Annotated in this window: 18 protein-coding genes and 6 tRNA genes; 12 read left to right on the top strand and 12 right to left on the bottom strand. The window is 50.2% G+C overall.

The window, feature by feature from the left end; translation table 11 throughout:
* Positions 1–39 precede the first annotated feature (39 nt).
* Positions 40–933: a TIGR01777 family oxidoreductase gene (locus ACQ66Q_RS02675; protein WP_430455365.1), complete on the top strand. Its 894-nt coding sequence runs from the start codon at positions 40–42 to the stop codon at positions 931–933.
* 13 nt (positions 934–946) lie between these two features.
* On the opposite strand, the gene ACQ66Q_RS02670 is transcribed toward ACQ66Q_RS02675, so the two are convergent.
* Both ACQ66Q_RS02670 and ACQ66Q_RS02665 read right to left on the bottom strand, forming a co-directional pair.
* The gene (locus ACQ66Q_RS02670) at positions 947–3,472 is read right to left on the bottom strand and encodes an ABC transporter permease (RefSeq protein WP_430455364.1); all 2,526 of its coding nucleotides are present in this window, start codon (positions 3,470–3,472) and stop codon (positions 947–949) included.
* Positions 3,462–4,184, bottom strand: a complete 723-nt coding sequence (locus tag ACQ66Q_RS02665; protein WP_430455363.1) for an ABC transporter ATP-binding protein — start codon at positions 4,182–4,184, stop codon at positions 3,462–3,464. The genes ACQ66Q_RS02670 and ACQ66Q_RS02665 overlap by 11 nt, the downstream gene beginning before the upstream one ends.
* Here ACQ66Q_RS02665 and ACQ66Q_RS02660 point away from each other — a divergent pair.
* The gene (locus ACQ66Q_RS02660; RefSeq protein ID WP_430455362.1) at positions 4,183–4,794 is read left to right on the top strand and encodes an arylesterase; all 612 of its coding nucleotides are present in this window, start codon (positions 4,183–4,185) and stop codon (positions 4,792–4,794) included. The two genes, ACQ66Q_RS02665 and ACQ66Q_RS02660, sit on opposite strands and share 2 nt — an antisense overlap.
* Positions 4,795–4,923: 129 nt before the next feature.
* Here the strand turns inward: ACQ66Q_RS02660 and ACQ66Q_RS02655 are convergent.
* From ACQ66Q_RS02655 to ACQ66Q_RS02630, 6 genes are all read right to left on the bottom strand, one after another.
* A tRNA-Ala gene (locus tag ACQ66Q_RS02655) sits at positions 4,924–4,999 on the bottom strand.
* Positions 5,000–5,024: 25 nt separating this feature from the next.
* Positions 5,025–5,100: transfer RNA gene (locus ACQ66Q_RS02650), tRNA-Glu, on the bottom strand.
* 25 nt (positions 5,101–5,125) lie between these two features.
* Positions 5,126–5,201: transfer RNA gene (locus ACQ66Q_RS02645), tRNA-Glu, on the bottom strand.
* Between the two features lie 24 nt (positions 5,202–5,225).
* Positions 5,226–5,301: transfer RNA gene (locus tag ACQ66Q_RS02640), tRNA-Glu, on the bottom strand.
* A 29-nt stretch (positions 5,302–5,330) separates the two neighbouring features.
* A tRNA-Glu gene (locus ACQ66Q_RS02635) sits at positions 5,331–5,406 on the bottom strand.
* Positions 5,407–5,420: 14 nt separating this feature from the next.
* Positions 5,421–5,496 (bottom strand) — tRNA-Ala (locus ACQ66Q_RS02630).
* A 291-nt stretch (positions 5,497–5,787) separates the two neighbouring features.
* On the opposite strand from ACQ66Q_RS02630, the gene ACQ66Q_RS02625 reads away from it, so the two are divergent.
* Positions 5,788–6,852: an XrtA/PEP-CTERM system-associated ATPase gene (locus tag ACQ66Q_RS02625; protein ID WP_430455361.1), complete on the top strand. Its 1,065-nt coding sequence runs from the start codon at positions 5,788–5,790 to the stop codon at positions 6,850–6,852.
* Between the two features lie 38 nt (positions 6,853–6,890).
* Here the strand turns inward: ACQ66Q_RS02625 and ACQ66Q_RS02620 are convergent, their stop codons facing one another.
* Genes ACQ66Q_RS02620 through ACQ66Q_RS02605 form a run of 4 tightly spaced genes read right to left on the bottom strand, consistent with a single transcriptional unit; the run spans position 6,891 to position 11,611 of the window.
* Positions 6,891–8,522 (bottom strand): hypothetical protein, encoded by a 1,632-nt coding sequence (locus ACQ66Q_RS02620; protein ID WP_430455360.1) that lies wholly within the window; start codon positions 8,520–8,522, stop codon positions 6,891–6,893.
* Positions 8,512–9,375: an XrtA-associated tyrosine autokinase gene (locus tag ACQ66Q_RS02615; RefSeq protein ID WP_430455359.1), complete on the bottom strand. Its 864-nt coding sequence runs from the start codon at positions 9,373–9,375 to the stop codon at positions 8,512–8,514. The genes ACQ66Q_RS02620 and ACQ66Q_RS02615 overlap by 11 nt, the downstream gene beginning before the upstream one ends.
* Positions 9,372–10,958, bottom strand: a complete 1,587-nt coding sequence (locus ACQ66Q_RS02610; protein ID WP_430455358.1) for an XrtA system polysaccharide chain length determinant — start codon at positions 10,956–10,958, stop codon at positions 9,372–9,374. The genes ACQ66Q_RS02615 and ACQ66Q_RS02610 overlap by 4 nt, the downstream gene beginning before the upstream one ends.
* A 23-nt stretch (positions 10,959–10,981) precedes the next feature.
* A complete protein-coding gene (locus ACQ66Q_RS02605) occupies positions 10,982–11,611 on the bottom strand; it encodes an XrtA/PEP-CTERM system exopolysaccharide export protein (protein ID WP_208931076.1) in 630 nt (209 codons plus the stop codon).
* Between the two features lie 189 nt (positions 11,612–11,800).
* Between ACQ66Q_RS02605 and ACQ66Q_RS02600 the strand changes: the two genes are divergently transcribed.
* From ACQ66Q_RS02600 to ACQ66Q_RS02560, 9 genes are all read left to right on the top strand, one after another.
* Positions 11,801–13,207: a TIGR03013 family XrtA/PEP-CTERM system glycosyltransferase gene (locus tag ACQ66Q_RS02600; protein WP_430455357.1), complete on the top strand. Its 1,407-nt coding sequence runs from the start codon at positions 11,801–11,803 to the stop codon at positions 13,205–13,207.
* A gap of 5 nt (positions 13,208–13,212) precedes the next feature.
* Positions 13,213–14,070 carry an XrtA system polysaccharide deacetylase gene (locus ACQ66Q_RS02595; RefSeq protein WP_430455356.1) on the top strand — a complete coding sequence of 286 codons (858 nt, stop codon included), beginning with the start codon at positions 13,213–13,215 and terminating at the stop codon, positions 14,068–14,070.
* Between the two features lie 154 nt (positions 14,071–14,224).
* Complete coding sequence (locus ACQ66Q_RS02590; protein WP_430455355.1) at positions 14,225–15,436, top strand: TIGR03087 family PEP-CTERM/XrtA system glycosyltransferase; 1,212 nt, start codon at positions 14,225–14,227, stop codon at positions 15,434–15,436.
* Positions 15,423–16,847 carry an exosortase A gene (xrtA, locus tag ACQ66Q_RS02585; RefSeq protein WP_430455354.1) on the top strand — a complete coding sequence of 475 codons (1,425 nt, stop codon included), beginning with the start codon at positions 15,423–15,425 and terminating at the stop codon, positions 16,845–16,847. Before ACQ66Q_RS02590 ends, xrtA begins: the two co-directional genes overlap by 14 nt.
* Positions 16,847–17,941, top strand: a complete 1,095-nt coding sequence (locus ACQ66Q_RS02580; RefSeq protein WP_430455353.1) for a TIGR03088 family PEP-CTERM/XrtA system glycosyltransferase — start codon at positions 16,847–16,849, stop codon at positions 17,939–17,941. Before xrtA ends, ACQ66Q_RS02580 begins: the two co-directional genes overlap by 1 nt.
* A 9-nt stretch (positions 17,942–17,950) precedes the next feature.
* The gene (locus tag ACQ66Q_RS02575; RefSeq protein WP_430455352.1) at positions 17,951–19,837 is read left to right on the top strand and encodes an XrtA/PEP-CTERM system amidotransferase; all 1,887 of its coding nucleotides are present in this window, start codon (positions 17,951–17,953) and stop codon (positions 19,835–19,837) included.
* A gap of 12 nt (positions 19,838–19,849) precedes the next feature.
* Positions 19,850–21,052, top strand: coding sequence for a TIGR04063 family PEP-CTERM/XrtA system glycosyltransferase (locus tag ACQ66Q_RS02570; protein WP_430455351.1), 1,203 nt, complete (start codon positions 19,850–19,852; stop codon positions 21,050–21,052).
* Entirely contained in the window at positions 21,049–22,242 is a 1,194-nt protein-coding gene (locus tag ACQ66Q_RS02565) for a glycosyltransferase family 4 protein (RefSeq protein WP_430455350.1), read from the top strand. The genes ACQ66Q_RS02570 and ACQ66Q_RS02565 overlap by 4 nt, the downstream gene beginning before the upstream one ends.
* A 73-nt stretch (positions 22,243–22,315) precedes the next feature.
* Entirely contained in the window at positions 22,316–23,653 is a 1,338-nt protein-coding gene (locus ACQ66Q_RS02560; protein WP_430455349.1) for a putative O-glycosylation ligase, exosortase A system-associated, read from the top strand.
* The last annotated feature ends 5 nt before the right edge of the window (positions 23,654–23,658 follow it).

Raw genomic sequence — 23,658 nt, 5'->3', positions numbered from 1 at the left:
GTACTACACTGTCTAAGCCTTCATTTCAGGAGATCTTCTATGCGGATCCTGCTCACCGGCGCGACCGGTCTTATCGGTCAGGCATTGTGTCAGCGCTGGCAACATCAGCATCAGCTGATCTGTCTAAGCCGTGACATAACAAAAGCACAACGTAAGTCAAACCTGGCCGTACACTGGACTGACAACCTGACCAGTGTTGATTTTAATCAGCTTGACGCTGTGGTGAATTTGGCCGGCGAACCTATCGCAGCCAAACGCTGGACTGAACAACAAAAAAACCGCATCTGCCAGAGTCGGTGGCAACTGACCGAACAAATCGCCGGCGCCATTTTGCAGGCAAACACCCCACCCCAAGTTCTTATCAATGGTTCAGCCATTGGCTTTTATGGTCGCCAGGACAGCGGCAGTATTGACGAGAACTTTCAGACTTTTTATCCGGACTTTAGCCATGATATCTGCGCCCGTTGGGAGAACCTGGCAATGCGGGCTCAGACCGCGAAAACCAGAGTCTGTATTCTGCGCACTGGTGTGGTGTTGTCCGAACAAGGTGGCGCGCTGAGCCGGATGGTGCCAGCTTACCGCCTTGGACTCGGAGGCAAATTGGCTGACGGCCAGCAATATATGTCCTGGATCCACCTGGATGACATGGTCAATATCATTGAATACATGCTGTTACACAGTGAGTGTCACGGGATCTATAACGCGACCGCGCCAATGGCTGTCACCAACCAGCAATTCAGTAAGTTATTGGCAGAACGGCTGAATAAACCTGAACTATTGCCTCTGCCTGCGTTTGCCTTACGCTTGATGTTTGGCGAAATGGCAGACTTGCTGCTGTTTGGTCAGCAAGTCTATCCGAAGCGCCTGTTAGACGCTGGTTTTCAGTTCCAATACAGTCAGTTGCGACCAGCTCTGGCGTCGCTGGCGCTGTAATAGCAGCGCCATGTCAGTTATGTAAGGCCCGGCGGATCAGGCTGGCCGGCGTCGGTTTTAAAATGCCACGCAACAATATAGCGCCGAGTCCGGTCAGTAGCAGTAAGCCGGCAACAGGCCCTAGGCCCCACAAACTATAGTGGGGTGTAAATGGCAGTTGGAACATCCGTAGTTGTACCACCGACAACAGAATTTCAGCCAGTAAGGTAGCAAACACGCCGGCTAACAGCCCAAGCGCGGCAAACTCAAACAATACGGCCTGTTGCAGAAAACGTCCCCGCGCGCCCAGCGTCCGTAATATGGCTAACTCCTGTTCACGTTGTTCGACCGTCGCCTGCACCTGCGCAACCAATACCAACACCGCAGCGGTAAAGACCAGGATCAGGATCAACGTCAGTGCCAGAGATACCTGATCTATAATCTGGCTTACCTGCAGCAATATCGCATCGACCGAAATCACGGAAACCGTTGGATACTGTTTTAACAATGTGCTGAGCACCTGCTGTTTACTGACGGGTAAATGGAACGCCGTCAGATAGGTCGCCGGAAACGCGGCCATCAGATCAGGGCTTAACAACATAAAAAAGTTTGGTTGCAAACTGTTCCAGTCGACTTTGCGAAAACTGGTCACTGTCGCATCAAACTGCTGGCCACCAATGGCAAAGCTCAGTGTATCGCCCAGCTTTAGTTGCAACCGCTGTGCTTGTTGCTGCTCCACCGACACTTCTGCTTTGCCAGAGAACCAGCGTCCTTCCGTCAGTTGGTTATTGGCCGGCAGTTCGTGCAGCCAACTGAGATTCAGTTCACGGCCAAAACCCTCACGCCGCGGTTTTTCTTCGGGCTTTTTGCTGTTGTTCTGCTTTGAATCCTGTGCATTGCTGCTGTCCTGCCCTCCCGCATCCTGTTCAGGTTCCTCCAGCGTTTCACCATTAACTGCCAGCACTCTGCCGGACACCATTGGATAGAATAAACCGGTACTCAAGCCGGACGCTTGTAACTGCGCTGCGATCTGACCTTTTTCTACCGCAGTCATGTTCACCAAGAATTGATTCGGCGCATTTTCCGGAACTTGCTGTTTCCACTGCTCCAACAATTCGGCTCGCAAAAAGTACAGCACCAGCGTCAAAAACAACGCCAGACTAAAGGTCATCAGCTGAAAGCTATTTTGCCACAAACGGCGGCGCAAATTAGCCAGCGCCAGTTTTAACGCGCTGCTTTGCCCTGCCGCCATAGGTTTGGCAAAACGAACCAATAGCGCTGCAAAGCCAAGTAAACACAGACCAAATCCGGCGCAGGCCAAAAACAGCATACCGGATAACCACAGATCACCACTAAACAACCACATCAACAGTAAAACGGCCGCAGAACCACTGGCCAGCTGCCAATAATCCATCTGCCATGAAGCGTTTTGCTGACGCAGTACCTGAATGGCCGGCACAGCCGTCAGGCGCCAGACCGGACGTAACGAAAACAACAACGAACAAATTAATGCTGTGGCTACGCCAAGCCAAAGCGCTTTAGCGCTGAACATCGCCTGATAACCATCAATCCATTGGCTCAGGAATCCTTGCACCGCAAAGTTGGCGGCCAACCCCAATAACAACCCAAGCACGCTGGCAAAACAAGTCACCAGCAACAGATGGCTGAAGTAAATCCGCCTCGCCTGCGCAGAAGTCATGCCGAGCGCTTTAATGACTGCAACCGCCATTTGGTGGCGCTGGCTGTAGCGATTTGCTGCAACTGCTGCTGCGGCGGCCGCCAACACAATCCCTAGTAAGCCTGCCAACAGTAAAAATCGCTCAGCACGGTCCAGGGCACTGCCCACTGCACTTTGCCGATCCAATTGCTGCCAGCGGTCATTAGCAGTCAACAAAGCAGCCGTGTCGTCTACAAGTTGTGTCAGTGCCGAAGCGTTACCAGCAAACATATACCGATACGAAATACGGCTGCCAGGTTGTACCACCTGAGTGGCAGGCACATCAGCCAGGTGCATCAGCACCCGCGGTTGACCGCCAAATAAATTCAGCGGTGCGTCTGGTTCCTCCACAATGAAGCCACCGACCGTTAATGTCGCAGCGCCGACATCCAGCTTAGCGCCGAACTGGATATTGAGTATCTGCGCCAGCCGGGGTTCCAGATACAGCATGCCTTGTTGTAGCTGTGATACTTGCCCGTTGGCAGTATCAAGCAATAACTGGCCGCGTAATGGGTACTCATCTGATACCGCTTTGACATTGACCAGCTGCATATTGTCGCCGGCAAACACCATGGTATTAAACTGGATTTGCTCGGCAGTTTTTAAGCCCAGCGCTTGTGCTTGGCTAAAGATCTCGTTTTGAAAAGGCGCGCTGGAACGTAGCACTTTGTCTGCTGCGGTGAAGTTGCTGCTACGCTGCATCAGCGCACTACGGACGCTGTCAGTAATACCACTGAGGCTGACCACGGTCAGCACTGCCAGCATCAGCGCAAAGGCGACGACCCAAAGTTCGCCGTTTTTCAGCTCGCGCCAGAACAGGCGCCAGGCGATCTTAACCAGCATAACTACGCTCCTGTGTGCGGGCTGCAGTATGCGCTTCGACCAAGCGGCCGGCATCCATATTAAATTGACGTTGGCAACGTGCTGCCAGTTGCGAGTTGTGCGTGACCAGTACCAAGGTGGTTCCCTGGCTCTGATTGAGCTCAAACAGCAAATCCTCGACCTTGCGGCCAGTTGCACTGTCCAGATTTGCTGAAGGCTCGTCCGCAAATAAGATTGCGGGCTGGGTGATAAAAGCCCGTGCGATAGCGACACGTTGCTGCTCGCCGCCGGAGAGCTGGGCCGGGAAAAAATGCATCCGCGCGCTGAGGCCAACCAGTTCCAGCAACTGTTTGCCCCGCTCCACTGCCTGCGGTTGCCCGGCAAGTTCTGCCGGCAAGGTCACATTCTCCAGCGCCGTTAACGCTGGCAGCAGCAAAAATGACTGGAACACAAAACCGACAGATTTGGCGCGTAGTTCTGCCCGCGCATCATCGCTGAGCTGATCAATCCGTTTACCGGCCAGCATAATTTCGCCGCTGCTCGGCACATCCAGTCCAGCCAATAATCCCAGCAACGTTGATTTACCAGAACCTGATGCGCCAACAATAGCTACGCTGTCGCCCTTATTGATTGTCAGATTGATATCCGTCAGGATGTTCAGCGTATTACCCGGCAGCGTGACTTGTTTGCAAAGCGCGCGGGTCTGAATAAACAACTCTGGTGTAACTGACATGCGATTCTACTTCCTTATTTGTGCTCTGTGGATCTCTGCCTATTTGCCGGTATCGGCGAATGCAGCAACAAAAACATTGATGATTGTCGGCGACAGCTTAAGCGCCGGTTATGGCCTGCAACAGCCTCAAAGCTGGCCCGTACTGCTGCAACGCAGCCTCGAACAAAACAACTCAGCCTGGCGAATTCAAAACGCCAGTATCAGCGGAGAAACCAGTGGCGGCGCGCTGGCACGGCTGCCGGCTCTGCTCCAACAACATAAACCCACAGCTGTGTTAATCGAAATCGGCGGCAATGACGGTCTGCGTGGTTTTCCGATCAATCGATTACGGCAGAACCTGCAACAGTTGATTGCACTGAGTAAAGCTGCTGGCGCCACACCTGTGCTGATGCAAATACGTATCCCACCAAATTACGGACCACGCTACACCGAGCAGTTTGTTGCTGTCTATGCCGAACTTGCTGAACAGCATCAGTTAAAACTCTGGCCGTTTTTTATGGACAACATTGCCGTACGGCCGGAATTGATGCAAGCGGATGGGATTCATCCGAACGCGAAAGCACAGCCCATTATCCGGGATTTTATGCTGCCATTCATCGAAGAAATGTAATCAGATATGATGCGCGTTGACAGGAAACTGACAATACAACGCGCTGCACAACGACAGTGAGGATCAATGCAGGTAAAAATCAACACCCAGAGGTCAAAGCGATATTATTAAACAGATGAGGGATAAATTTGGTGGAGCTAAGCGGGATCGAACCGCTGACCTCTTGCATGCCATGCAAGCGCTCTCCCAGCTGAGCTATAGCCCCATCTGCTGAACGGATGTTCAAAGGATGGCGTCCCTTAGGGGATTCGAACCCCTGTTACCGCCGTGAAAGGGCGGTGTCCTAGGCCTCTAGACGAAAGGGACATCTGGAAAAACTGCTGACAATCTGTGGCGTCCCTTAGGGGATTCGAACCCCTGTTACCGCCGTGAAAGGGCGGTGTCCTAGGCCTCTAGACGAAAGGGACACAGTAGACTGTCTTGCATATCATTGGCGTCCCTTAGGGGATTCGAACCCCTGTTACCGCCGTGAAAGGGCGGTGTCCTAGGCCTCTAGACGAAAGGGACGGACTGATATGCATGTTCTGTTTCTGAAGTGGCGTCCCTTAGGGGATTCGAACCCCTGTTACCGCCGTGAAAGGGCGGTGTCCTAGGCCTCTAGACGAAAGGGACACATACAGAAATTTTGGTGGAGCTAAGCGGGATCGAACCGCTGACCTCTTGCATGCCATGCAAGCGCTCTCCCAGCTGAGCTATAGCCCCACATCAACAACGCTGGCTATATAAGCTTTGCGTTACAGAACGAGGCGCATTCTATGGGCCTGCCCTAGGAGTGTCAACAATTTTTTCGGTGCGGAGATCTGATCGGGTAAAAATTAATCTGACCGGGTGAAAACAATACAGATATGCACTAAATATCGAAAAAACAATGTGCTAGCGCGGTGTTTCCGAAGCAGCAGAAATAGTGTTGATATACCCTGAGAGGCCTGGCTGTGCTACCCTAACGGTCCCGGACGGCTGCTGGTTGTCCATTTGCATTCAGGATCAGATGTTATGTACGAAGCATATTATGGATTAAAGGACAGACCCTTTCAGCTTACGCCAAATCCACAATGGTTTTTCGCCAGCAAACTGCATAAACGCGCATTGGCTTACCTGCAATATGGTCTGAGTCAAGGCGAAGGATTTATTGTGATCACCGGCGATGTCGGCACTGGCAAAACAACCATTGCCAATCAGCTACTTGCCAAACTGGACCCGCACCAGATCATCGCCAGACAAATCGTCACGTCAAAACTCAACCCTGATGATTTATTGCGGATGATTTGCTCAGTGTTTCAGCTACAGGTGAAAGAACACAATAAAGCGACTTATCTGGAAGCCATCTCGGCTTATCTACAGGCATTAGCGCAGCAAAAAAAACGCGCCTTATTATTGGTCGATGAAGCGCAGAATCTGCCGTTAGAATCGATTGAAGAATTACGCATGTTGTCTAATTTCCAATTGGCCGGTAAACCGCTGCTGCAAAGCTTCTTACTTGGTCAGAATGAGCTCAATGCGGTGATCCAATCCCCGCACATGGAGCAGTTCCGGCAACGTATTATTGCTTCGTCTAATTTATCGGCTTTGAGTGTAGAAGATTGTCAGGCCTATATTGAGTATCGGATCCAGGCCGCCGGCGGCCCGGCCGCTCTGCTGGACAACGCTTGTTTTGCCATGATCCATCAGTTCAGCTCAGGTATTCCGCGTAAAATTAACAATCTGATGGACCGGGTTTTGTTATACGGCTTTCTGGAAGAAATCAAAACTTTCACTCCGCACGATGTACAACAGGTGATTCAGGAGATCAGTGGTGAAGTTGCTAACCATACTCCGGTGAACAATCAGGTTCCCGTTCCTGCGGCGCAACACGTCGAAGCAAGTGCTATAGCGGAACAGCCTGCAGCAAATCCTTACCATGCCATGCTAACTGAACTGTCTGGTTTGCTCGATAATTCGTTACAACATAAGATTCGGATGGCACAGCAACTGGATGAGTTGCTCACGCAGCAGCAGCAACAAGTCTTGAAACAAAATCAGCATTTGAATCAGGACGACACTGATAACAAAAGCAGCTGAAGCCAATAAAAAAAACCGCGGAATTCGCGGTTTTTTTATCAGAATTTATATTCGATCCCAACCCAGGCCCGATTTTCCTGATAATCCCGGCTGTCAGAGCGATAATCGACATTAATCCGTTTCAGGTTAGCGTTGGCAGACAGGTCTTTGTTAATTTCACGATTAAGGCTTAGACTGACTGACTTGACGAGCCCCGTCATTTCGCCAAAGCTGTCTTTGCCATCGACCTGATAAATCAAATCAGAATAATCCGCTGACAATGTCAGACTGTTGCGCGCATTTAACTGCCAATTCGCTGACGCATTGATAAATTTGTCTTCGCGCACCGCATTCCGCTCGATTAACTGGTCTTTGCGTTGGCCAATTCTGCTGCTTAGTTTTAATCGGTTAAAGTCATAACCAAGCAAATACGAGACATTACGACGGACAACCAGGAATTCGCTGAGATCAGATGCAGGATTCGTCATGTTGTACAAACGCTCACCCTGACCCGGAATGTAAGAGGCTGTTGGTGGCTGGAAGCAACTATCCAGACCCGGCGTCACTCCTGGTGGACAGACAAATAATGAGCTTTCCATATCGCCATCATTAAATCCCAGCAACGAACCGACCGTATCGCTGACACTCAGCTCCATCCGCAAGTGCTTCAGGCTATAACTACCCTTGGCCTGCGCTGTCCGACCGAAAAAACGTTTATCCAGTGAACCGCTGAGTTTTGTCCGACGCGATGGCGCCAGTTCAAACGACGTGCCGATATATTCCTTGGCTTCTTTAGCGTTATTCACCTTGTTATAGGTGATGTTCCACCAGGACCTATCAGTAATTTTCCACTCCAATCCACCACCAACGGAATGGTGATTGCGATATTGGCTGAAAACCGAAGTTGCGCCTTCCACATTACTGTTGCTTTCCACAGACCCGGTGGCAATCATCGAAACCCGCCAGAAAAACGGTACTCCGATAACGCCTTGTGCGCGACGGTTGTATTGCGATTCACGCACATCACGCTCGGTTTTGGTCGCATTCCCTTCAAAACCCCAGAAAAACTTCCGGTTGCGATCCCGTGTTTTCAGGCCAAAATTCCCCGCCAGACTAGTGTTTTCTAAACTAACCTGCTCACCAGATTGTTCATCAAATACTGAAATCGATTGATCTGATTTTGTGCGCACAGCATTCAGGCCAAAGTCCATCATGGCCCAATCAAAGCGGTCATGAGAAAATGACAATGAAGCAAACTGTGATTCAACTTTCGCCAAATCACCGGTGGCACTGATCTCATCCTGATAACGGGCGGTTGAGTCTGAAGCCGTTCTGTTGCTTTGACGGGCACCGAGCTGCAAATCCAGCGCTTCGTTCAGGAAACTGCCGCTCCCAGACCAACGATAACTGAATAGATTTTCGTTATCACGCTGGGCATCATCAAATACTAGGTTCTGGCTTTGCAAATTCAGACTGGTCGTCAACCAACTACCGCGGAATGACAAATCCAACTCTGGTATGACCTCGTACGCCATCCCTTTATCTGCGTCAACTGTTTGATTTTTAATACCATATGCGTAGATAGTACTGGAAAGAGACGGCTTAATATCAATGTCAGCCTGCGCCAGGGCTGGCAGCATCGCCAGCAACAAGGAGGCGAAACGCAGTGTCGGGACTCTATTACTCTGCATAATATCCATATCCGTAACCATAACCCTTGTCTCTGCTGTAATGCGCTTTGTTGATCACAAAACCTGTAGCTAAATCAGGCGGCAACATGCTGATGGCCTTTTCCAGCTCATTCAGTTTGGTTTTGTTCTCTTCAAGCACAATCACAGCCTGACCACACATACCGGCCAAAACCGAAGTTTCGTTGACGCCCAATAATGGCGGCGCGTCAAAAATAACAATCCGGTCCGGGTAGCGTGACGCAAACTCATTTACCAATGCAGCCATCTTGTCACTGGCGAGTAGTTCCGTAGATAAATGATGCGGCTTACCCGCTGCAATAAGTTTGAGCCGTTCGACATTAGTACTGTACATGATGTCTGAAACATCAACGGTATCAGAGCTCAGATAGTCAGTCAGGCCACGCGGCACACTGATCTCCAGGGTACGCGATACGTTTGGCCGTAACACATCGGCATCGACCAATAACACGGTTTTGTCTTGTTCAAGCGCAATACTCAACGCCAGATTAACCGACGTGAAAGTCTTGCCTTCGCCGGGTCTGCTACTAGAAACAAGAATAAGGTTCGGGTTGCGCAAAGTGCTACTCAATGGACCAAAAGCGTTATTGATTAGCTTGCGTTTTATTACCCGGTACTCTTCATATATCAGCTTCCGTTCCGTCGCTTTGGCTACAAAGTTACGTTTGGATAAGCTCTCCAAATCGATATCGATAAACTGGTTGCTAGCTTTTTGGTCAACTGGCTCAGTAATAGATCTGGCAATGGTCGGTACCGGTAGGTCCGCACTTGCAGTCTCCGTGGGCGTTGAATTTGCTTGCCCCAGTTTATCCAGTGCTTTTTCTATCGTGCTCATATCAACCATCCTAAAATCTGTTTCGCTGTAATACCAAATACCAGCTCATTGGTGACCAGCAAGGTATAACAGAGCATCAGTACTCCGGAGAGTGCAAGGAAATACAACAGATGTTTTTTGCTTTGACGCAACAACACATCCTTGGCTGTATGAGAAACCAGACCAAAAACCGGAAAATCCGAGATTGTCTTTAATTGCAGTGCAGACGTAACCACTGGTTGCAACTGACTACGCACTAATGCCATCGCGAGACCGCCTATTACACCTACCAGTAGTACCAAAGTGTAAAACACAATGCGTGGTGGGCCTGACGGTTTCATCGGTACCCGTGGCGGTTCAATTTCGCGGAATTGTACGTCTTGCTGCGACTCGTCGGCTTTCTGACTCAGACTTAAAGCATCACGACGACTTAACAGCTCTTCGTATTTCGATTTTGTCAGCTCATAATCACGATTTAAACCGGCAAACTTCGCTTCAATATCAGGGATGACATTGCGCTGCCGTTCCAGAGTTTCCAGCTTTTCTTCAAAGCTCTTAACCCGGACTTTGGCCGACTCGACATCATTTTCCAGATTTGAAGTAATGATCTTCAGATTCTGGTAAACCTCGTTTTGCGTACCACTGCTGGCGCTTGGATTGCCACGTGCAGCTTGTTGTAATGCTTCAATTTCTTGCTTACGCATGACCTGCAGCGAATCCAGCAGCCGTTTTGTTTCGGCGACATCCGGATGCTGATCAGTGTACCGAATTAATAAAGCATCTAATTGATTTTGAAGAGCTTTGATTCGATCGTCATATTGGGTTGTCAGGCTTGAACTACTCCCCGACTGATCTAAAGCCAAGGGGTCCTCGCCACGTAACTGCCGGCGGGAAGAATCGAGCTTGCTCTGCAATTCCCGCAGCGTTAAACGCGCTTCTTCCAGTCGCTCTTTTTCCCCTTCGATCCGACCATAAAAATTGCTGTCAGACAAAGGCCCCAGTGCGATCTGCTCTTTTTTGAACTCGGATAACCGACGCTCCGCTTCAACTAAGCGGTTTTCATAATCGGTAATTTGCGTATCGAGAAATTCAGAAGCTTTTTTCGAACTCGCGACGGAATCCCCTACCCGGTTTTCAATAAAGGTATTTAAGGTTTCCTGCACGACCTTTAAGGCCATTTTCGGCGAGGCATTTGAATAAGAAATGACGTAGATATTTTCGCGGCCAGAAGACCCGAGTTTGATGTCATTTTTCAGCGCATCAATCAGTCTTTCATAGGCAGCACTATCCGACGCATAAATATCCATGTCGGTCGCTTTGGCGATTTTTTCCAGATTAGGCCGACTTAATAAAGTCCGCGCCATTAACTCGATTTCTTGCTGAGGATTATCCCGTATCGTCAGCCCCTGCAGGACCGGAGCCAGAACAGAACGGGTTTCGACAAATAACTTTGCCTCGGCCTGATAGGTCGGTGGCATGTTAAAAACAAATAACCACCCCAGAGGACAAATCAACCACGCCGTTAAAATAATATAACGGCGTCGAAGCCAGATCCCTTGCAGATAAACCAGCAACATCTCTAGCGCAAGGTTTAATTCCTTCATCTAACTACTCCGCAGACGCGATTTTAAAACCAAGCTTCAGGGATAATGACGATGTCACCAGGTAAAATATCAACGTTTGCAGATATGTCGCCGTCGCGCACCAAGTCGTCAAGGCGAACGTCGTAGGTCATTTGCTTGCCATTTTTAACCCGCACCAGCTTAGCACCGTTGCCGCTGGCAAATTCAGTCAGCCCACCTGAAGCAATCATCAGATCCAGAACTGTCATATATTGGCGATAAGGATAAGACTGTGGTTTTGCTGCTGCGCCGATGACGCGGACTTGTTCGCTGAAAGGACCGACAAAGCCTGAAACGGAAACGGTCACGACAGGGTCACGGATATATTTAGCGAGGATTTTTTCCATATCGCGGGCAAACTGCGTCGGCGTTCTGCCAGCAACCGGAACATCTTCAACCAGCGAAGTGCTGATTTTGCCATCCGGGCGGACAATAAATGAACCTGATAATTCAGGATTCCGCCAGACGAAAATTGTCACTGAATCATTTGGACCGATCAGGTAGCTGTATTGATCAACCGCAGTGGTACGTGCTGGTTGAACGGTAGCGCCAGGTAATTCGTTGGTGCTGCATGCCTGCAACCCAAGCAACATCACAGATCCAACGACCACGGCAATAGCAGAACTTGCTTTCATTTCTTATACGTCCTTTGTTACTGATGCGATTTTAATATAACTGAATTTTACATAGCTGTGACGGCTATCATAAAAATTTAATTCCAGTTTCCAGACCATCGGCGTATACTTCTGCCTCTGCTTAACTATGTCAAGATCACTGTGCGGAAATTTGCACTTAATTCAGAATGTTCCGGGAAGAAGTAATTAATGAATAAGGCTGTTCGTTACGGGGGAAACACGCTTGCAGAGAAACTCTTTCTGCTGGGCGAAATGCTATTACTACTAGCGTCAAGTTTTGCAGCTTCCTTTATTCTATCTTTTTACCAACCGATAGATCAGGAATTGGCTGCTATTAACGCGGTGTTATATACCGGCTGCGTGATGTTATGTGCGCTGTCAGTAGGTCTTTACGACCAGAAACTGCGTGAAGATACAGGTGGTGTACTTAAACGGGTACTCATTACCTTGTTTCTGGCAGGTATCCTGCTCGAAGTATTTATCTTCAGCCTGATCCCCTCGTTACATCTCGGCTTTATCTTTAATCTGGTCTCGTCGCTGATTTCGTTAATCACACTGACGTCATTCCGGATGTTATTCCACTATCACGATATTACTAAAATCAGCCGCCGGCGCGTGTTGGTGCTTGGCTCGGGTGAACGGGCGTCCATCATCGAGCGCCGTATGCGTCGTAATGTTGACCGGAAGAATTTCGAAATCCATGGTTTCGTTAAAATCGACGGCGACCAGGAAGGCCATATCCCGGATTCGAAAGTCATCCAGTTCGATTATAAAACCAGCCTCTATGAATACGCGGTTGAGCACGAAATCGAGCAATTAGTCATCGCCTGTGATGAGCGGCGCAACATGTTGCCGGTTGAGCATCTGTTTAAGTGCAAGACACGCGGTGTTGATGTTATCGAGATCCTCGATTTTATCGAGCAGGAAACCGGACAGATCGCAGTCAATCTGATTTACCCAAGCTGGGTTATCTACTCGAATGGTTTTGAAATGAACCATCGATTTAAAACCAGTCTGGATCACCGCTTAAACGCTGTGTTAGCACTGTTTGTATTAGCCGCAGTGTGGCCACTGATGCTTATCACTGCCCTCGTGATTTATTTTGACGATGGTCGTCGTACAGGCGCCTCGGTCTTTTACCGTCAGATCCGCATTGGCATTGATGGTAAACCGTTTCAAATCCTGAAATTCCGCAGTATGCGGCCTGACGCTGAAGCTGGTGGTGCGCAATGGGCAACATTGAACGATTCACGGGTTACTAAAATTGGTGGATTTATCCGCAAATACCGCATCGACGAACTGCCACAATTGTTTAATATCATCAAAGGCGATATGGGTTTCGTTGGTCCAAGACCAGAACGTCCAGAATTCGTGGAGAAACTGGTCAAAGAAATTCCTTACTACAATCAACGCCATAATGTAAAACCTGGCTTGACCGGCTGGGCTCAACTGAAGTATCCATATGGCTCAACGACTGAAGATGCGCAAGAAAAACTGAAGTTTGACCTGTATTACATCAAACATCGTACCTTGCTGCTGGATTTGGTCATTTTGATCAGAACAGTTGAAATAGTAATCTTTGGCAAGGGCCGTTAATTCTGATGTCAGCTGCTTTAACAAAACTCAATGCGATGACCGTCGATGTGGAAGATTACTTCCACGTTGCGGCGTTTGAAAAACAAATTCAGCCCGCAGACTGGAACGGTCTGGTGCCGCGCGTTGATATCAACACCCGTCGCCTGCTCGATTTATTTGACCAGCATAACGCCAAATCTACTTTTTTCTTTTTGGGTTGGGTGGCAGAGAAATTTCCAGATTTAGTTAAAGAAGTGCAGCGCCGTGGCCACGAAGTTGCCAGTCATGGTTACGCCCACACCAAGGTTCACCAGCAAACACCGGCTGAATTTAAAGCGGATGCATTGCGTGCAAAGGACATGCTGGAACAACTGACCGGACAGGAAGTCGTCGGTTATCGGGCACCAAGTTTCTCTATTAATAAACAAAGTGAGTGGGCTTTTGAGATCCTGAAGGAAATCGGCCACGGTTACAGTTCCAGCACCTACCCGGTCAAGCACGACCTTTATGGCGTTCCTGACTGGCCACAGCAACCTTATCTGCGTCCGGAAGGCTTATTAGAGATCCCGATGCCGACGTTGGTGATGCACGGCAAGCAACTGCCCATTGCTGGTGGTGGCTACTTCCGGTTGATGCCATATTGGTTGAGCAGCCGGCTGATTTCCCGCTTTCTGCAAGAAGACAAAATGCCGTACATGTTTTATTTCCATCCGTGGGAAATAGACCCGGAGCAACCACGGGTGCAAGGTGCACCGTTAAAATCGCGCTTCCGTCACTACGTCAATCTAAACCGGATGGAAAATAAGCTGGCGCAATTGCTGACCCAGTTCAACTGGGGTAGTCTGGATCAGGTCTATCAGAGCGAACTGCAACGATTTAAATAAAAAAATAACAACTAAGGGATTTAGATGTACCACCCATTGCCTGCAACTCATCCGTGCGCTTTTCTGGGTCTATCCGCTGGACCCTCCGATAGCTGTGCGTTAGTACACAATTCAGATTCTTCAACCGGCTTTGCAGGTCAGGCAGGTGCTCAGCATGGCTAAGCCCAAACTGTTATATCTTTGCCATCGAATTCCATACCCGCCGAATAAAGGCGATAAAATTCGCTCTTTCAATTTATTAAAAGATCTATCTGAACACTATGAAGTCTATCTCGGCTGTTTTATTGATGACGAATACGATTTCCAATATATCGATAAGCTTGCTGACTGGTGTGTCGAGTTCAAATGCCGTCGTCAACGCAAACTGGTGTCAAAGATCAAAGGCCTCAGTGCGTTTCTGACCAATAAGCCCATTACACTGCCCTACTTCTATGACGCAGAATTGCAGTACTGGGTTAAACAAACCATTTCGAAACATAAGATTGAAAACGTTTTTGTGTTTTCATCGTCCATGGCGCAATACGTTGACCATCCGGAATTCGCCCACTTGCATCGGGTCATTGATTATATTGATATCGATTCTGAGAAATGGCGTCAGTACGCGGAGCACCAAAGCGGTCTGATGCGATGGATCTATCGTCGTGAACATTCACAGTTGCAGCGATATGAACAGCAGTATTGTGAACGCTTTAATTACAGCTTGTTTGTATCGCCTGATGAAGCAGCCTTGTTCCGTCAATTGATGCCGGCTGCTCTTGGCGACAAAATCCACGCCGTACTCAATGGTGTCGACACCAAGTTTTTTGACCCGGAACAATCGTTTTCAGCTGCAGAATATCCTTTGCATGGTCGCTATATGGTGTTTACCGGCGCCATGGATTATTGGGCGAATGTCGATGCCGTCGCCTGGTTTTGCCGTCATGTCTGGCCGCAGATCAGAGCAACGCAGCCAGATTTACATTTTTATATTGTCGGTGGTAATCCGTCCTCGCAAGTCTTAGCGTTACACGGCAAAGACCAGGTATGGGTAACCGGCAGGGTTGATGATGTCCGACCTTATCTGGCCAATGCAGATGTGGTTGTTGCCCCACTGCGTATCGCCCGTGGGATCCAAAATAAGGTGCTTGAAGCAATGGCGATGAACAAAAAAGTTGTCGCCAGCTGTATGGCAATGGAAGGGATTAACGCGCCATCGTCCAACTGGCTTGCTGCCAGCGATGACGCAAACGAGTTTGCCAGTCTGTGTTTGCAGATGGTGAAACAACCACAGGATGGTTGTACAAACCGCAGTTGGGTCGAGCAGAACTTTACATGGCCCGCCACTTTAGCACCGCTGTCTGGTTATCTTGGCAATGTCGCAGTTTAAGCCGGTCCAATTCTATTTGTTACTGTGTGCTGTGCTGCTCGGCTGGAGTTTTGTGTTCTGGCCGACGCTGCAGAGTATGGAAAAAATCTGGCAGGACTCAGATACCTATACGCATTGTTATTTGATCCCGTTAATCTCAGCCTGGTTATTGTACGACCGAAGGGAGCTGATCACAGCAACGCCCCGGCCGACCTTATTACCATTACTTGCTGTGCTGGCGTTCTGCAGCATCTGGCTCGTTGGTTATATTGCGGATATCAACACCCTGACTCATTTCAGCGCAGTACTTAGCCTGCAGTTACTGCTGCTGTCGTTACTCGGCTGGAAGTTGGGATATCAGGTTGCTTTCCCATTGTTTTATTTAATTTTTATGGTGCCATTTGGCGATGCGCTGAACCCACCGTTGCAGGATATTACCGCCGATGCCAGTGTCATGATGCTGCAGTGGGCGGGTATCCCGGTATTGCGGGAAGGTTTGTATCTGACAACACCAGTGGGTCAGTTTGAAGTAGCAGAAGCCTGTTCAGGCTTGCGTTTTCTGATTGCGTCGCTGGCGATTGGTGCGGTTTATTCATATTTAACCTACCAACGCTGGTGGAAACATCTGCTGTTTATGGTCTCCATAGTGCTTTTTTCCATCATTGCAAATTGCTTCCGTGCCTTTTTCCTGATTTGGATTGGCGAAACCAGCCAGATGCAATATGGCTTTGGCGTTGATCATTTTATCTATGGTTGGTTTTTCTTCGCCTTAGTGATGTTTTTAATGTTCTGGCTCGGTGGTAAATGTGCTGATCCGCAGCCGTCACCTGAGCCTTCCGTTCACTCAGTCCGCCCGGCACCAACACTATTGGTGTTTAGTGCTGGCATGGCCATTTTAATCTTGTCTTTTGGTATGCGTTTCCAAATCAATGTCACGACAACGCCGGATCAACCTGCTGTTGCGCAAGTACCCGCAGGTCTCGTCGTGCAAAGCGGAACTTCGTGGCAGCCAGGCTTCTTCGACGGCTTGCAACGCCTGCAAGCGGTTGACGACTTCGGTGTGCAGTATCTGTTTGCACAATTTGGCCATAAACAGGACAAAGGCGAACTGATCGGCTGGAAAAACAACCTGTACCAGCGCCGGCAATGGCGTGTGATGCAGCAGCAACTCTTGTCGGTACAAGGTAAACCGGTTGCGGTACTGGAGCTGCGCAATAGTAGCGGTGATTTTCAAACGCTGGCATTCTATTATCGTGTCGGTACCAGACAAACGACCTCAGAACCGACCGCAAAATGGTATCAGGTTCAGGCTTTGTTATTGAATGAAAGCAGCTTTTCCGAAGTTCGCGCCGTGCTGTTTACCAGCACACTTGCCGACCTGCCGTCAGCAGATTTGCAACGGGCGCTGGCGCAACTGGAAGTTATTCATTGATGCAAACCGCTCCTATGTTAATCGCGCATCTGATTTATAGTCTGGATACCGGTGGGCTTGAGCGAGTGATGTTGAACTGCATCCGCCAGTTACCCGCAACTCAGTGCCGGCACGTGGTGATCAGCCTGACCGGAGCCACTGAGTTTGCCAAGCAGTTACCTACAGATGTTGCCGTGTATTGCCTGCACAAAAAGCCCGGCAAAGACTTGGGCATTCATTTGAAATTATGGCGTTTGTTACGCGACATCAAGCCCGACATTCTGCATAGTTATAATCTGGCGACACTCGAATATCATCCAATTGCCTGGCTGGCCGGTGTCACCGGGCATTTGCATGCTGAACACGGTCGCGATATCTCCGACCCCAATGGCGAAAATAAGAAGTATCAATGGCTACGCCGGCTGGTCAGTCCGTTTTTACATACCTATGTCGTGGTCAGTGCCGATTTACATCGCTGGATGGATCAGGTCGTCCGGATCCCTGCGCGTAAGAATCAGTTGATTTACAACGGGGTCAATACGGAAAAATTTTGTCCGTCGCCAAACAAAGTCAGTCCCTTTACCTTTATCCATGTAGCCCGGCTCTCCGCTGTCAAAGATCAACAGTCTTTGTTAGAGGCTATGGCGCTGGTGCTGGCGCAAAGCGGGCAGCCATGTCAGCTGTGGCTGGTCGGTGATGGCCCTGAACGCGAACGGTTGCAACAACAGTATCAAAGACTTGGCTTCACACCGCAGCAGGTAAAATTACTGGGCGAGCGTCAAGACATCGCTGAGTTGATGGCACAAAGTCAGGTGTTCGTGTTGTCATCGGTTGCTGAAGGGATCCCGATGACGGTGCTAGAGGCGATGGCAGGCGGACTGCCGGTCATTGCCACGGCTGTGGGTGGCTTGCCTGAGCTACTGGCCGCCGATCGTGGCAGTTTGGTGCCGGTTGCTGATCCAACGGCGCTGGCTCAGATGATGCTGGCCTACCTGCATGACCCGGAGCGGGTGCAGCGTGAAAGTATTAAATGCAGGGAAACCGTTTGCCGGCAGTTCAGTGAACAGGCTATGGTATCGCAATATCTGGCGCTTTATCAGCAAATTAACCGATAGGAAGTTGTTATGTGTGGCATCGTTGGCATGTTTCGGTTACAGGCCGGACGTCCGGTAGACGCAGCCTTAGTGGCTGCGATGAACCAGGCACAATATCATCGCGGCCCTGATGAGGGCGATCAGTACGTAGATGAACAGGTTGGCCTGGGACACCGCCGGCTGTCGATTATCGACCTTGCCAGTGGCCAGCAGCCAATGATCGACGAATCCGGCCGTTATGTACTGATTTTTAATGGCGAAATTTATAACTTCATGGCGCTGCGTGCTGAGCTGGAAACACTGGGCCATGTGTTTAAAACCCATTGTGATACCGAAGTGATCCTGCGTGGCCATATGCAATGGGGCGACGCTTGTGTCGAGCGCTTGCAAGGCATGTTTGCGTATGCGGTCTGGGATAAAACCAAGCAACGACTGCTGCTTGCGCGTGATCGCCTCGGCATTAAGCCGCTGTTTTACACCCTGTTTGACCAGACTTTATATTTTGCATCAGAGCTGAAAAGTCTGAAGTTGATCCCCGGGCTCGATAAGACCATCAATCCCGTCGCCATTGAACAGTATTTTACCCTGGGTTATGTAGCAGAACCTGCGACGATTTATCAGTCGGTCCATAAACTGTGCCCGGCGCAGACGCTCACGCTGTCAGTCACGGCGACGACGCCACAGCTGCAGACTTATTGGCATCTGAGTTACAAAACCCAAATCGAGTTGTCAGATGCGGACTATCAGCAACAGTTGGTCACTGAGCTGAATCAGGCGATCGCCAGCCACCTGGTAACTGAAGTACCGCTTGGATCGTTTTTATCCGGCGGTGTTGATTCCAGCGCCGTCGTGGCATTGATCGCCGGCATGTCGGACCAACCGGTTAAAACCTGTTCTATTGGTTTTGATGTGGCGGCCTACGATGAAACCAGTTATGCCCAGCATATCGCTGATCGCTACCATACGCAGCACGACAGCAAAATCGTCAAATCCGACGACTTTAGCCTGATCCCGCAACTGGCCCATTTTTACGACGAGCCTTATGCCGATTCTTCGGCGCTTGCCACCTACCGGGTCTGTGAACTGGCTCGCAGCAAAGTGACCGTTTGTATGTCCGGCGATGGCGCAGACGAACTGCTGGCCGGTTACCGGCGATACAAGATGTTGATGGCGGAACAGCAGGTCCGCAATAAACTGCCGGAAGCAGTGCGGAAAGCCATCTTTAAACCGCTGGGTAAACTCTATCCGAAGCTGGACTGGGCGCCGCGTTTTCTGCGTGCCAAAACGACCTTTCAGGCATTGGCGATGGATCAGGTCGAAGGGTATCTGCATGCCGTGTCTTTGTTAAAGCAAGAGCAACGCGACCAACTATTCTCAGCCCAGCTGAAGCAACAACTGGCGGGTTACAACACGTTGCAGCTGTTTCGCGAAGTAGCGGCAGATTTTGATGGTCACGATGAGCTGGCGCTGCTGCAGTACATTGACATCCGTACCTATCTGGTTGGAGACATTCTGACCAAAGTCGACCGCGCCAGTATGGCCAACAGCCTCGAAGTACGGGTGCCTTTCCTTGACCATAAGTTCGTTGAATGGACGGCAAAGATCCCGGCACAGCAGAAACTACGTGCAGGCGAAGGGAAATATGTGCTGAAAAAAGCCATGGAACCCTATTTGCCGGCCGACATCCTGTACCGGCCCAAAATGGGCTTTCGGGTACCACTGGCAGAATGGTTTCGTGGCGCATTGCAGCAGCCATTGCGTCAGGCATTACTCAGTGACCTGATGCGCGACTGCGGCTGGTTCCAGATGGATACCATCGAACGCTGGCTGGATCAGCATCAGTCAGGTCAGCGCGACCACAGCACAGCGCTTTGGACCCTGTTAATGTTTGAAAATTTTTTGCGCCAATCGCAATAAAGGAACTGTGACGTGAAGGTTTTGCATATATTTGACCATTCAATCCCGCTGCACAGCGGCTATACATTTCGCAGCCGCTCGATCCTGAATCAGCAACGGGCTTTGGGTATTCAAACCTGCCATGTCACCAGTCCAAAACACGGTAATGCCGTTGCCGGTACTGAAACGGCAGACGATCTGTTGTTTTATCGCTCTGCGCAGCCAACCGGCATCATGACCAGATTGCCAGGATTTAACCAGCTAGCGCTGGTCGGCCCCATGACGGAGCGCATTCTCGAAGTCGTTGCGCTGGAAAAGCCTGACATCCTGCATGCCCATTCGCCAGCATTAAATGGCCTGGCGGCACTGCAAGCCAGTAAAAAATGCGGCTTGCCTGTGGTCTATGAGATCCGGGCTTTTTGGGAAGATGCGGCGGTAGACCACGGTACCTGTAAGGAAGGCGATTTACGCTACACATTGACCCGCCAGCTGGAAAATTACGTGGTCAAACGCGCCGACGCGGTGACGACTATCTGTGAAGGCCTGCGCAAAGATCTGGTCGGACGCGGTTTCGCGGCAAATAAACTGACCGTGATCCCAAACGCGGTCAATGTCGAACACTTTCAGTTATGCGGGCCTAAAAATACCCAACTTGAAGCAGAGCTCGGTCTGACTGGCTGTCAGGTGCTTGGCTTCCTCGGCTCATTTTATGCGTATGAAGGCCTGGATTTAGCCATTGCCGCGCTGGCCAGTATCACGCAGCAAGCACCGGATCTGCGCTTGTTGCTGGTTGGTGGTGGCCCGCAGGAACAACAACTGCGCCAGTTAGCACAAACACTGGGTGTCGCTGACAAGGTGATCTTTACTGGCCGGGTGCCTCACCAGCAAATTGATCACTACTACAGTCTGGTCGATCTATTGGTATATCCACGTAAATCGATGCGCTTAACTGATCTGGTGACGCCACTGAAGCCACTGGAAGCGATGGCGCAAGGCAAACTGGTGCTGGCGTCTGATGTGGGCGGACACCACGAATTGATCACTGATGGTGTCAACGGCTATCTGTTTCAGGCGGATAATGTCAGTGCGATGGCTAATAAGATCGTCAGTTTATTAGCCAATCGCGCGCAGTGGCCTGAAGTGTTGCAACGCGGCCGGCATTATGTCGAATCCGAACGCAATTGGCACAACAGCGTCAGCAACTATCTGCCGTTGTATCAGAGCCTGCTGAAATGAACATTTTGGTGATCACCACGCTGTATCCGAATGACGAACAGTTTCGCCATGGCATCTTTATCGAGACCCGGCTGCGCGAACTGCAACGTTATTACCCGGACTATCAGCTGACCGTGGTGGCACCTATCCCCCGCTATCCATGCATTAATTGGTGGCGGGGTCGTTATCACAACATCCAGGTGCCGGCGCAAAGCCAACGGCATGGTATCACCGTGTACCACCCGACTTATCTGGCGATCCCTTACCTCGGTATGTATCTGAATCCGTTCACTCTGCTGAGTGGACTCAAACGCTTTTTTCGGGCTGGCCCGCTGCAGCTGCAGAATTTCGATTTAATTGATTGCCATTATTTTTATCCGGATGGCTATGCGGTCAGTAAAATTGCCAAAGCCGCAGGACGCCCGCTGGTGATCACGGCGCGGGGCAGCGATATTGAAGTGCTGCCGCAACATCGTCTGCCACGGCTGCTGATCAAGCAGGCGATCCGCCTCAGCAGTTATTGTGGTGCGGTCAGTCAGAAATTAAAGACCGGTCTGATCCGACTCGGTTGTCCTGCAACAAAGGCCGTTGTGCTGCCCAATGGCGTCGACCAACAGCAATTTAAACCGGAGCCACAGTCTCAGCAGGCATTAAAAACCGAGTTGGGGCTTGGCAGCTCCTATACCTTGCTGATGGTCGGTAATCTGGTGCCATTAAAAGGCCATGCGCTCGTGCTGTCGGCATTAGCTGAGATACCCGACGTGAAATTATTAATTGTTGGCAGCGGCCCGGAGCTATCTGCGTTGCAGCAACAAAGCGCAGCGCTTGGATTGACCGATCGGGTGCAGTTTTTTGGCAACAGGCCGCAACATGAATTATGTCGATTTTATTCCACTGCCGATGCCCTGGTGCTGATGTCCAGCAGCGAAGGCTGGCCCAATGTGATCCTCGAAGCGATGTCCTGCGGTGCTGCAGTGATCTCGACACGGGTTGGCTCTGCGCCAGAAATGCTGCACAGTGATGATGTCGGGATGTTGTTACCAGAGCGCAGCAGCGCAGCACTGACCGACGCGGTGAAGCAATGCCAGCAACGTCATTTCGACCGGTTACAGATCCGGGCCCACGCCAGCGGATTTAGCTGGCAACACACGGCAGACCAACTTAATCTGCTTTATCAGCAAACGATGGCGGGAGACCCGGTCCGTGGATAGTCTGTTTTTTCTGATTTCGCTGGTATCGGTGTTGCTCCTTTGCCTGTATGCCCTGAAGCAGGACCAATAAGCCATGCGTGACTTGTTCCTGCTATGTTTTCTGCCGGTCGCTATCTATTTCATTTTCCGCCGCCCTTTTATTGGCGTGGCTTTATCTGCCTGGACCTCTATTTTTGCGCCGCACACCTGGGTATGGGGTTTTGGTACCAGTCTGCGCGTCAATCTGGTGATCACGGCGGTGACTGTATTGTCGTTTATTATCAATAAACGTGAAGGTAAAGGCGCCTTTACCAGTGCCAGTATCTGGATGTTGGTGTTATTTGTCTGGGGCACCCTCGCCACCATGTTTACCGAAGGCATTTCTACGGTGGCCTGGTTCGAATGGGACGTGTTCTGGAAAATCATCTTTTTGTTTTTTATGGTCACTATGGTCATTAACACGCGGCACAGAGTCGAAGTCGTGCTGTGGGCGGTGGCGATTGCCGGCAGTCTGATCGGCTGTAACGAAGGGCTGAAGTACATTATTTCCGGCGCCGGTCATATTATTGTTGGGCCGCCGGGAACCCGAATCGGCGATCGCAATGACTTAGCACTGGCGCTGAATATGCTGTTGCCGGTCTGTTTCTTCCTTTATAACAGCACCAAACATCAGCTACTGAAAAAGATCATGCTCGGCGTTATTATCGCCAACATCGTCTGTATTATCGGGTCATTCTCACGGGGGGGCTTTATCGGGCTTTGTATCGTGGCGTTCTTCTACTTCCTCAAAGGCAAGAACAAAATCCTAATCCTGACCGGAAGTCTTGTTGTGGCAGCTGCCCTGCCATCATTGATGCCGCAAAGCTGGTTTGATCGGATGAACACCATAGAAACGGCCACCGAGGATATGTCGTTTATTGGCCGCGTGCAGGCGTGGAAACAAGCGGTATTGATGGCCAATGATCATCCGGTGTTTGGCGGGGGTTTTAAAGCCGGTCAGAACACCTATTTGTGGCGGTTGTATGAACCCGAATTTGAGAAGTTCGACCACATAGTACAAACATCCCACGTCAGCTTTCCTTTTGCGAAAGCTGCGCACAGTATCTATTTTCAGGTATTGGGCGATTTGGGTTACTGTGGTCTGTTCATCTACCTGATGCTCCTGCTGGCGGCTTATCGTCATCTGGGTTATGCGGCCAGCCATGCCGGCACTGACGAGTGGTTGCGTAACGTCGCCAATAGCCTGAAGGTGTCGATGATCGTCTTTGCGGTCAGCGGCGCGTTACTCAGTCAGCCCTACTTCGATCTAACTTTTGTGATCATTGGTTTGTCAGTAGTGCTGTGCACTATGGCACGACAAAAAGGTTCAGCACCTGCCAACGCCGGCGCTTCTGTTGCGCCGGCATTGCAAACATTGCCAAGGAAGTCATAGGCTGT

The sequence above is a fragment of the Rheinheimera sp. genome, assembly GCF_965283995.1.
Lineage (GTDB): Bacteria > Pseudomonadota > Gammaproteobacteria > Enterobacterales > Alteromonadaceae > Pararheinheimera.
The sequence above is the reverse complement of the archived record's forward strand: the minus strand, read 5'-3'. Positions and strand labels throughout refer to the sequence as shown.